This is a genomic window from Peptoniphilus sp. HMSC075B08, from assembly GCF_001815405.1.
In the GTDB taxonomy this organism is placed as follows: Bacteria; Bacillota; Clostridia; order Tissierellales; family Peptoniphilaceae; genus Peptoniphilus_A; species Peptoniphilus_A harei.
This window is the reverse complement of record NZ_KV820460.1, coordinates 761-10,974: the sequence shown is the minus strand read 5'-3', so window position 1 is coordinate 10,974 and position 10,214 is coordinate 761. Positions and strand designations below refer to the sequence as shown.

The window sequence follows — 10,214 nt, the reverse complement described above, 5'->3', positions numbered from 1 at the left end:
GGGGTCTTAGGGTTCTCCCTAACAAGGTAAAATTGATAAAAAAAGAAGCAGTCCATAAAGGTTCTGCTTCATCAATTTTTCGTAAGTGGGTACTCACTTACTGTGCTTGCTATTAAAATTATAAGCGTCAAGCGTGTATTAAGTTTTATTAATTATACCGCATTTAAAGAAATTAATAAAGAAGTATAAAGGGCGTTCAAGCAAATATCTTAAATAAGATTACTAAATTTTAAAATCCTTCATGTATTGAAATTAATTATCAAATGAGTTACAATAAAACTGACGGTAGCGTCGGAATTATTTATTGACAGGAGATAAAGTTTTGAATGATAAAAAATTGAAAGTTGGAGAAAAAAGGAAGTTAGAAATTCTGGAAGCGGCAAAAAAATGTTTCTTAGAAAAGGGTTTCCAAAATACAACTATGGAAGATGTTATAGAAAAAGTAAGTTTAAGTAAAGGTGGTGTTTACTATCATTATGGATCAACCTACGAAATGATTTATGATTTTATGAAATTAGGTATCAAATATAGAGGAGAAAAAAGCAAAACTATCGACACATCTAAGTTAACGACTTTAGACGCAATTACTGAGATGATGATGGAAAGAATTTATGATGAAAATGAATTTAAAAGCATCTATGCAATTTTTTTGAAACTACAAAATGAAGATAAAAGATTGTGTGAAATGTTTGAAAATTTAAAAGAAACAAACACAGAAATTTTATCGTCTACATTTCCTCCAAACGATAAGCTATCATCTATTTTTGAAGATGAGTTTTTAGTGACCTTTGTAAATACTTTGATTTTAGGATATGAAAGTTTAAATCAAAAAGAAATTTTTATTGAAAATAAAGAAACAATCAAAAAGATGTTAGAAGAATATTTTAAAAATAAATTTCCTGAATTATTAGGCTGATCTTAAATTATGGTATAAAAATGAATACAAAAAAGACATTTTTAAAGAAATTTTATGAGCTAATAATGACATTATTAATTGTTAGTATTTTATCATTTGTTTTAATGAAATTATCTCCCGTCGATCCAGCCACTGCATATGCTAAAAGACATATCGGAAGTCCATCACCTGAGCAAATTGAAGAAGTAAGAATAAGATTTGGTTTTGACAAACCTGTATATAAGCAATATTTTAACTGGATTAAAAATCTTTGTTCTCTAGACTTAGGACAGTCTTTAAGCAATGGCAAACCAGTCTGGGATAATATAATGTTGGCTTTGCCAAAAACTTTATCTGTTGTTTTCTTTTCCGCAATATTGCAGGTAATTTTAGTATTATCTTTGGGATGTATTACTTTCTTATGGAAGAGCAAGATAATCAATAAGCTTATAAATCTTTTATGCCTTATTGGTGTTTCAATTCCTAGCTTTTATATTGCTATTATCTTACTTGATATATTTGCGGTAAAGTGGGATTTGCTATCAGTAGCAGGTAATATTGGCATTACAAACTATCTACTTCCTGCAATAACTTTAGGTATATTTGGGGCTTCTTTTTATTATCCATTATTTAAAGACGCTTTAGATAAAGAAAATGGTGAATATTATATTATGTTTTTTAGAGCAAATGGACTAAAGGAATTTACTTTGTTCGTGAAACATATATTGCCAAACTCGATAGTAAAGTTAATCCCAAATTTCTTTCAGAGTATTGGACTCATGATTGCAAATGTGGCAATAGTTGAGGGAGTTTTTTCTATTCCAGGATTTGGATACTTGATTGTAAATTCTGTAATAAATCGTGATGCAACGATGATTCATGGTTTGGTTTTCTTTTTAGCCTTATTTATTGCCCTTGCGAATATAATATCCGACTTGATAAACGATCTTTTGATAAAGGAAAGGGGAGATTAATGAAAACAAATAAAAGGGCAGTATTTGCTTTCCTAGTGATTTTACTTATATCTTTTGGAAGTTTTTTAGCTCCTAATGATCCCTTAGAAGTTAATCTTCCCCTTAGATTTTCAAATCCAAATTCTAATTATCCCTTGGGAAATGATAGCATGGGAAGGTGCATTTTATCGAGAATATTATATGGGGGAAAAACTACATTATTTATGGTTATGACGGCATCGATTATTGTTTTTACTTTAGGTTTGCTTTTAGGAACGCTAACATCAAAGGTTACCATGAAAAAGAATGTAATAGTAGATTCGATTATTAATGCTGTAACGGCTATACCACCAATTGCTTATTTAATCATATTTATAGCATCTTGGGGAAATGGAATAAAAACTACATTAATAGCTTTGGTTGTTTCATATATATTGAGATTTTTAAGGCTTGTTAGAACTCAAATAAATATTGAATACGATAAGGCTTATTGCACTTGTATGATTTCACTTGGTGCTTCAAAGACTAGGTTGGTTCTAGTTCATATACTACCAAATATATTATTAGATTTAGTTCATTATATTTGCTTGTCCTGTGCGGATATGATTTTAGCCATTACTGGTTTTTCATTTATAGGAATTGGACTTGGAGAAAATGTTGTGGAGTGGGGTTCTATGATTTTAGAAGCAAGAGATTCAATATTTATTAAACCAGAACTCATAATTTACCCAATTTTTGCAGTTTTTATTACTACAATGTCCTTTAATATTATTGCAAAAGAAGCAAATAGAAGGTGAAGATATGATTTTGGTTAATCAATTACAAGTTACAGATAAAAAAGGAAACAGTCTTTTAAATAATATTTCTCTTAGGATTCTTATGGGTAAAATTATTGGTCTGACTGGTCCAAGTGGTGCTGGGAAGACTACATTAATAAACGCAATACTCGGGATTTTATCAGAGGACTTGAAAGTAAGTTCTGGGAATATTACTATAGATGATTTCGATATATTTGAGAAAAATAGTATCAATAGCAACAATAGAAACATCGCTTTTATTCCTCAACTTCCCATGATTTCTTTTGACAAAAGAAAAAAGATAAAAAGTCAAATGGTTGAAACATATATTGCTAATCTTAATATAAATAAATCAGAAGCATTAAGTATAGCAAAAGATAAGCTCAAAAGTGTCAATCTTGAATATGAAAGAGTTTTAGATTCATATCCAACTGAACTCTCTGGAGGCATGATTCAGCGTGTGATTTTAGCGATATCTATGGGACTAAATACTGATTATATAATTGCTGATGAACCAACATCAGCCTTAGACAATTATAACTCATCATTATTTTTTGAATTGATTAAAGCAAATTTCAAAGGCAAAGGAATTTTGTTAATAACACACGAGCCTGATATTCTTAAAAAATATAGCGATTGCATCTATGTGATAGAAAATGGATGCCTTATAGAAAAGGGAAGTAGTGAAGATATATTTGAAAGTCCTAAAGAGGAATGGACAAGAAAATTTGTTGAATGTAGTCAGAAGATATTAGATTCTGGAGGTGAATGGGAGTGGACGAAATAGCTATGAGTAACGTTAGTCTTTCTTTTGAAACAGTAAAGGGGACATTTAAAGCTCTAGATCAAATTTCCTTTTCACTTAAAAGGGGAGATAACTTAAGTTTAATTGGTGAAAGCGGATCTGGTAAAAGCACCATTGCAAAAGCATTAATAGGATTAGAAAGAATAGATGAAGGATCTATACTCTATGATTCTGTAGATATCTCAAAATTAAAATTAAAAAAAATAAGAAAATATAGAAAAAATATCCAGTCTGTTTTCCAGGATACATCTGGTACTTTAAATCCTGGTATAAGCACTTTTAAAAATTTGGAAGAAGGGCTTATTAATTTAACAAACTTGTCAAAAAAGGAAAGAAAGGAAAAGGTATTATTATTTTGCGAGGATTTACATTTAAAAAAGGAAATATTAGATGTGCCCGTTCACCAACTATCTGGAGGCGAGCAAAGAAGATTGTCGCTCATAAGAGCCCTTATGGTTAATCCTGATTTTTTAATACTAGATGAGGTCACGGCTGGGCTTGACTTATTGACGATTGAAAAAGTACTAAACTTACTTTTTTATTATCAATCTAAGCATAGTATTTCTTATATTTTTATCACTCATGATATAAATCAAGCAAAACAGATTTCAGATTATATCATAGAGATAAAGAAAGGAAAAATATTGAGAGAAGGAAAATTGCAAAGGAGATAGAAATGATCAAACTTAGAAAAAATATGATGGTTTTATTGGCACTTGTATTTAGTTTTTCAATTTTACTAGGAGGTTGCCAAAAGAATCAAGAAAAAGCACAAGAAAATTCAAATGTAGCAAGTGAAAACACAAAAGATGAAAGCAAGAAGGTTTTAACCTTATGTACTGCTAAAGAACTGACAAACCTTACGACTTTAACAATGAATAAGGAAAATAATATGGCGTGTGGTTTAATTTACGAAACCCTAGTAGCTTATGAAAACGGTGAAATTGTACCAAAACTTGCTGAAAGCTTTGAATATAAAGATGATGGCAAAACTTTAATCTTTAAATTAAAGGACGGGGTAAAGTTTTCAGATGGTGAAGATTTTAATGCTGATGCAGTGAAAAAAATATTAGACTTTGATAAGTCTAATCCTAACTTTGCAGGCATTAGGGCTGTTGCAGAGATAAAATCAACAGAAGTTATTGATGATAATACGATTGCTGTTCATTATGAAAATCCGTCTAAATTTTATATAAATGGCTTTTGTTTCCAAAATGTATTGGGGATGCCATCTCCAAAGTCATTTACTGAGGGAAACTTTGAGACATTTACCGAAAATATAGGAACAGGTCCTTATGTATATGAAGAATTTAAATCTGGAGAATATACAAAATTTGTTAGAAATGAAAATTATCATGGGGAAAAACCTTACTATGATGAAGTTATTGTCAAATATATTCCCGATGCTTCCTCAAGACTTCAAGCCTTAAATAAAGGGGAAATAGATTTAATTTATGGAGCAGATTTAATAAATTATGATGACTTCAAAAAAGGTTCTGAAATTAAGGATGTTACTGGAAAAGTCAATAAAAATAGGACTTTGACTAAGAATCTAATTTTAAATCCAAGTAAAAAAGAATTAGAAGATTTAAAAGTTCGCCAAGCAATTAATTATGCAATTAACAAAAAAGACATTGTCGACAGTTTAACATACTCATATGAAGATGTAGCTGAAACTTTATTCCCTAAAAATGTGGCTTATTGTGATGCAAATTATCCAACTAATTATAGTTATGCTCCTGAAAAGGCAAATAGCTTGCTAGATGAAGCGGGTTGGAAACTTAATAAAGATACAGGAATAAGAGAAAAGGACGGAAGTCCATTAAAGCTTCAATATGTTTACTGGTCAGATTTAGTACTTGCTAAGGAAACTGCACTTGCAATAAAGACGCAATTAAAAGAAGTAGGTATAGATGTTGACATAGTTGAAAAAGATCAAATGTCATGGTGGACAGATGGTATAAAGGGAGAATTCCATTTGACAACATGGAATACAGAGGGTTCTTATACTGAACCTCACAAGTTCTTACAAGAATCAGTAACTGAAATGGATCCACATTTAATGCCATTAAAAGCACTTTCAGATTCCAATATATATATTGACGCAATAAAGAAGGCTTCCACTTCTACAGATGAAGGGGAGATTAAAGATAATATACAAAAAGCTATAGTATATTCAAACGAAAACGCTATGGATTTGCCTCTTTCTTATTCAAAAGAAATGATTTTATATAGAAATGACAAAATTGATGGATATGACTTTACAAGTACACCACAATTTTTCAATATTTATAGTGTAAAAGCTAAATGAGAATAGGTTAATAAATTGAATTTAAGGCAGGTCTATCTATAAAGTAGTGAATGGATAGACCTATCTTATTATTACGAGGATTTATTAAGGAGGGGATTTGATGGATCTAATAAAACAATATGTAAAAAAGAGAAAAGGCTCATATTTTATGTCAATCTTACTGGCAATAATTGGAGTAGTGGCTGGTCTTTTTTCCTATATTTTTATGGCGAAAATTATTGTGAATTTGATTAATGGCATAAGGGATATGAGCTTATACACTCCACTTTGTATAAATATTTTCATAACATTTGTTATTAAAGAAGTGGCAGCAGGAATATCAACAAGTATTTCCCATACGGCAACCTTTAATTCATTAGGAGAAATAAGAAATGATATTTCCAAAAAATTATTTAAGATGCCATTGGGAGATGTATTATCAAGATCATCTGGAGAATTAAAAAATATTATAGTTGAGCAAGTCGATTCTATGGAAACTTCACTTGCCCACCTTGTGCCAGAATTTACGGCAAACTTAGTAGGACCTGTTCTATTGTTTATTTACATGTTTACATTAGATTGGCGATTGACCTTGCTATCACTAATTCCATTTGTGGTAGGAATGTCTATTATGATGTCTGTTATGAATGCTCATTATAAGGAAATGTTTGGAAAGTCAGTTGCCATTGGTCAACATATGAATAATTCCATTGTTGAGTATATAAATGGAATAGAAGTAATAAAGACCTTTAATCAAAGCGAATCATCTTATAAAAAATACGCTGATGCAGTTTATGACAATGCAAACTTTTATTATAACTGGATGGGTGAATCTATGAATAGGGTTGCCATAGGTAGATTACTTTCTCCTATGGGAATTATTACAATCATACCCTTTGGGATTTTATTTTATATAAATGGAAGTATTGATTTAGGAAATTTAATTACCTTAATCGTCTTATCCTTTGCTACAGTTTCTAGCATTTTAAAAATCATGAACTATATGGATGATATGTCAAGAATATCAACTATAACTTCTGAAATAGGAAAGATTTTAGATTCAAGAGAGTTAGAAAATATTGATAAGGGAGAAAAAATAGAATCCTATAATATAGAACTTCAAGACGTAGACTTTTCTTACGATGGAAAAAAGAAAGTCATTGATAATCTTTCTATGGAAATAAAAGAATCTAATGTTTCAGCACTCGTTGGTCCTTCTGGGTCAGGCAAGTCCACAATAGCAAAACTCATTGCTGGATTTTGGAATGTAGATAAGGGATCTATTAAAATTGGCGGAGTAGAAACAAAAGATGTGTCGCTCGAAAACTTGTCTTCACTTATTTCTTTTGTATCCCAAGACAATTTCCTCTTTGATATGACTATAAAGGAAAATATTAGGCTTGGAAATAAAAATGCCTCTGACGAAGAAATTATAGATGTATGTAAAAAATCTGCCTGCCATGATTTTATTATGAATCTATCTAATGGTTATGATACAAGAGTTGGCGAAGGTGGAGGTCATCTATCTGGAGGAGAAAGACAAAGAATATCTATTGCTCGTGCCATGCTAAAGAATGCACCAATCGTAATTTTAGATGAAGCAACTTCTTATATAGATCCTGAAAATGAAGCTCTCATACAAAACGCCTTGGCAAATCTAGTTAAGGGTAAAACTTTAATCATAATCGCTCATAGGTTAAAGACAATTGTTGATGCAGATAGGATATTTGTTATTAAAGATGGCAAATTAAATTCTTATGGTAGTCATGAAGAACTATTAAAGTCATCAGAACTTTATAAGGAAATGTATGCTGCAAATTTAAGGGGTGATGAAAATGCTTAATGTGTTTAAAAAGATATGGAATTTTTCAAAAGAAGAACAGGTATATATTAAGAAATCTATTCTCGCTGGATTTTTGCACGCAGTATTTAATGCCCTTGAGTTTGGAGCAATTTACTATATGCTGGTAAATATATTTTCTAAAACTTTAGATTATAAGGCTATCTTTATTTGTCTTGGAATATTAGTTATATCCCTTGTCGGAAAGATAATGACACAAAAATCATCACAAATGGCACAAACACACGCAGGATATTTTATGGCTGCCCATAAGAGAATAGAAATAGGTGAGAAGATAAAAAGAGTTCCCATGGGTTTCTTTTCAGACTTTTCACTGGGAAGACTTACAAGTATTGCCACATCTAATCTTTCCCAAGCAGAGCAATGGGTGCCTATGCTACTGGTTCTTGTACTTGGTGGAGTTTTAAATACTTTAGTCTTTGTCCTTGGAACTTTAATATTTAATGTAAAGGTAGGGTTTGTTGCAGTAGCAGGTGTGGTAGTATTTTTCATCGTTACATCAATGATGGAGAAAAAATCATCAGCTAATGCAGACAAAATGACAGAAACGCAGACAAGACTTACAAAAGAAGTATTAGCAACTTTACAAGGAATGCAGGTTATAAAATCTTATAATCTTGGTGGAGAAAATAACAGGGCTTTGAGAAAGTCTATAAAAGATACATCCAAAATACTCTTAGACCTGGAGAAATCTGTAGCACCCTACACAGTTATTCAAAGAATTGTAATGGGAATAACAACAGTATTTATGGTCTATGTATCATTAAAATTAAATTTATCTGGTGAACTTCCACTTGCTGAAACAATTCTTATGATTATGGCATCCTTTATTATCTTTGAAGGCTTAATCGGGGCAGGATCAAACATGGCAATCCTAAGAGCTTGCGAAAATGCCATAGATTCTGTAGGTTTTATCGACTCTATGCCTGATATGAGAGAAGGAAGTATTACAGAGCCTATAAAAAATCATGATATAGTCTTTAAAAATATTTCTTTTTCTTATGATGACAGACCAATTTTAAAAAATGTATCAGCAGAGATAAAAGAAAATACTATGACTGCCATTGTCGGACCATCTGGATCTGGCAAAACAACATTTTGTAATCTAATAGCAAGATTTTGGGATGTAAATTCTGGAGAAATTTTAATAGGTGGAAAGAATATTAAGGACTATAAGATAGAAAACCTTATGAATTCAATTTCCATGGTATTTCAAGATGTATACCTATTTGAGGATACAATTGAAAACAATATAAAATTTGGAAAACAAAATGCGAGCCATGAAGAAGTAGTTCAAGCTGCTAAAAAAGCAAGGTGTCATGAATTTATAGAAGCTTTACCAGATGGATATAACACTATCATTGGGGAAGGTGGAGCAAGTCTATCTGGTGGAGAAAAACAAAGAATCTCCATAGCCAGAGCCATGCTAAAAGACGCGGACATTATAATCTTTGATGAAGCAACAGCAAATATAGACCCGGAAAATGAAGATAAGCTTAAAGAAGCAATAGAATCATTAACAAAAAATAAGACAGTAATAATGATTGCCCACAGACTAAAGACAATAAGAAATGCAGATCAAATTTTAGTCTTAAAAGATGGAGAAATAGTAGAACGTGGAGATCATGAAGAACTGATTAAGAATGATGGACTTTATTCTGACCTTATAAATGCAAAAGCTAAAGCAGAATCATGGAAATTAAATAATTGATAGAAAGAAATATTAAAGTCTTTGAACAGAAAAATTTAGATTAGAGGATTTATGCCTAGTAGCATAAGTCCTCATTTTTTTATGCTCAAATTAATCATTAAAACTCAAAAATACTATAAAAAATAAAAATTCAGGTTACCAAAGAGGGCAAATTTCACTTTATAAAGTGAGGGGTGTTTTATCATCTTTCTATAAAAATCAAAATACTTTGAAGTGTGAATATTCTTGAAATTGATTATGTGAGATTAGCATATTTCAAATTTAATCCACTTATCAAGGTAAAAATAATTTACATAGGAGGTAAAATGCAAGCAATAAAGATTTATAGTATGAGAATTGCTATGTTATGTAGACTTTATGGTCTTAAATTAATTAATGATAAGGAATATAGAAAAATTAAGAACAGGTTAGAAAATGATTATAAGAAGAGAGATAGAAAGTAGTTAATCTTGTGATATAATAACACTGTAGAAAGATACAAAATGGGAAGGAGGTAAAATGAATACTAGAGTAAAATTAATAAAAGCTTCAAATACAGGAGCAAGAAATAGAAATGCACTACATTTAGATTTAAAACGAGTTGCAGCATATTGTCGAGTTAGCATTGATAGTAAAGACCAACTTGAATCATATAAATCGCAAGTTGATTATTACACAAATCTAATAAAAAATAATAAGAACTGGACTTTGGCTGGTATATATGCAGATGAAGCAACAACAGGAACAACTGCAACTAAAAGAGCAGATTTTATGAGACTAATAAGTGATTGCCAAAATGGAGATATAGACATGATAATTACTAAATCTATATCAAGATTTGCAAGAAACACATTAGATACATTAAAGTATGTAAGACTATTAAAGGAAAACAATGTTGGTGTAGTATTTGAAGAAGAAAATAT

At 30.7% G+C, this 10,214-nt stretch carries 10 protein-coding genes; all 10 read left to right on the top strand.

The genetic code is table 11. The features are described 5' to 3' along the window. Positions 1–322 precede the first annotated feature (322 nt). On the top strand, positions 323–916 hold the full coding sequence (locus HMPREF3023_RS08645) for a TetR/AcrR family transcriptional regulator (RefSeq protein ID WP_070702640.1): 594 nt from the start codon (positions 323–325) through the stop codon (positions 914–916). 20 nt (positions 917–936) lie between these two features. Next, positions 937–1,869 (top strand): ABC transporter permease, encoded by a 933-nt coding sequence (locus HMPREF3023_RS08640; protein WP_070702639.1) that lies wholly within the window; start codon positions 937–939, stop codon positions 1,867–1,869. Continuing rightward, positions 1,869–2,645 carry an ABC transporter permease gene (locus HMPREF3023_RS08635; RefSeq protein ID WP_070702637.1) on the top strand — a complete coding sequence of 259 codons (777 nt, stop codon included), beginning with the start codon at positions 1,869–1,871 and terminating at the stop codon, positions 2,643–2,645. Before HMPREF3023_RS08640 ends, HMPREF3023_RS08635 begins: the two co-directional genes overlap by 1 nt. Before the next feature lie 4 nt (positions 2,646–2,649). Continuing rightward, positions 2,650–3,432, top strand: coding sequence for an ATP-binding cassette domain-containing protein (locus HMPREF3023_RS08630; RefSeq protein WP_070702636.1), 783 nt, complete (start codon positions 2,650–2,652; stop codon positions 3,430–3,432). Continuing rightward, positions 3,414–4,124, top strand: a complete 711-nt coding sequence (locus HMPREF3023_RS08625) for an ATP-binding cassette domain-containing protein (protein WP_019117947.1) — start codon at positions 3,414–3,416, stop codon at positions 4,122–4,124. The genes HMPREF3023_RS08630 and HMPREF3023_RS08625 overlap by 19 nt, the downstream gene beginning before the upstream one ends. Positions 4,125–4,126: 2 nt before the next feature. After that, positions 4,127–5,761 carry an ABC transporter substrate-binding protein gene (locus tag HMPREF3023_RS08620; protein ID WP_070702634.1) on the top strand — a complete coding sequence of 545 codons (1,635 nt, stop codon included), beginning with the start codon at positions 4,127–4,129 and terminating at the stop codon, positions 5,759–5,761. Positions 5,762–5,861: 100 nt separating this feature from the next. Further along, positions 5,862–7,583, top strand: coding sequence for an ABC transporter ATP-binding protein (locus tag HMPREF3023_RS08615; protein WP_070702632.1), 1,722 nt, complete (start codon positions 5,862–5,864; stop codon positions 7,581–7,583). Further along, positions 7,576–9,312 carry an ABC transporter ATP-binding protein gene (locus tag HMPREF3023_RS08610; RefSeq protein WP_070702630.1) on the top strand — a complete coding sequence of 579 codons (1,737 nt, stop codon included), beginning with the start codon at positions 7,576–7,578 and terminating at the stop codon, positions 9,310–9,312. Before HMPREF3023_RS08615 ends, HMPREF3023_RS08610 begins: the two co-directional genes overlap by 8 nt. Positions 9,313–9,617: 305 nt before the next feature. Further along, positions 9,618–9,755 carry a hypothetical protein gene (locus HMPREF3023_RS09495; RefSeq protein WP_168165808.1) on the top strand — a complete coding sequence of 46 codons (138 nt, stop codon included), beginning with the start codon at positions 9,618–9,620 and terminating at the stop codon, positions 9,753–9,755. Between the two features lie 55 nt (positions 9,756–9,810). Then, the coding region (locus HMPREF3023_RS09720) for a recombinase family protein (protein ID WP_246829206.1) at positions 9,811–10,214 on the top strand (404 nt) is incomplete at its 3' end.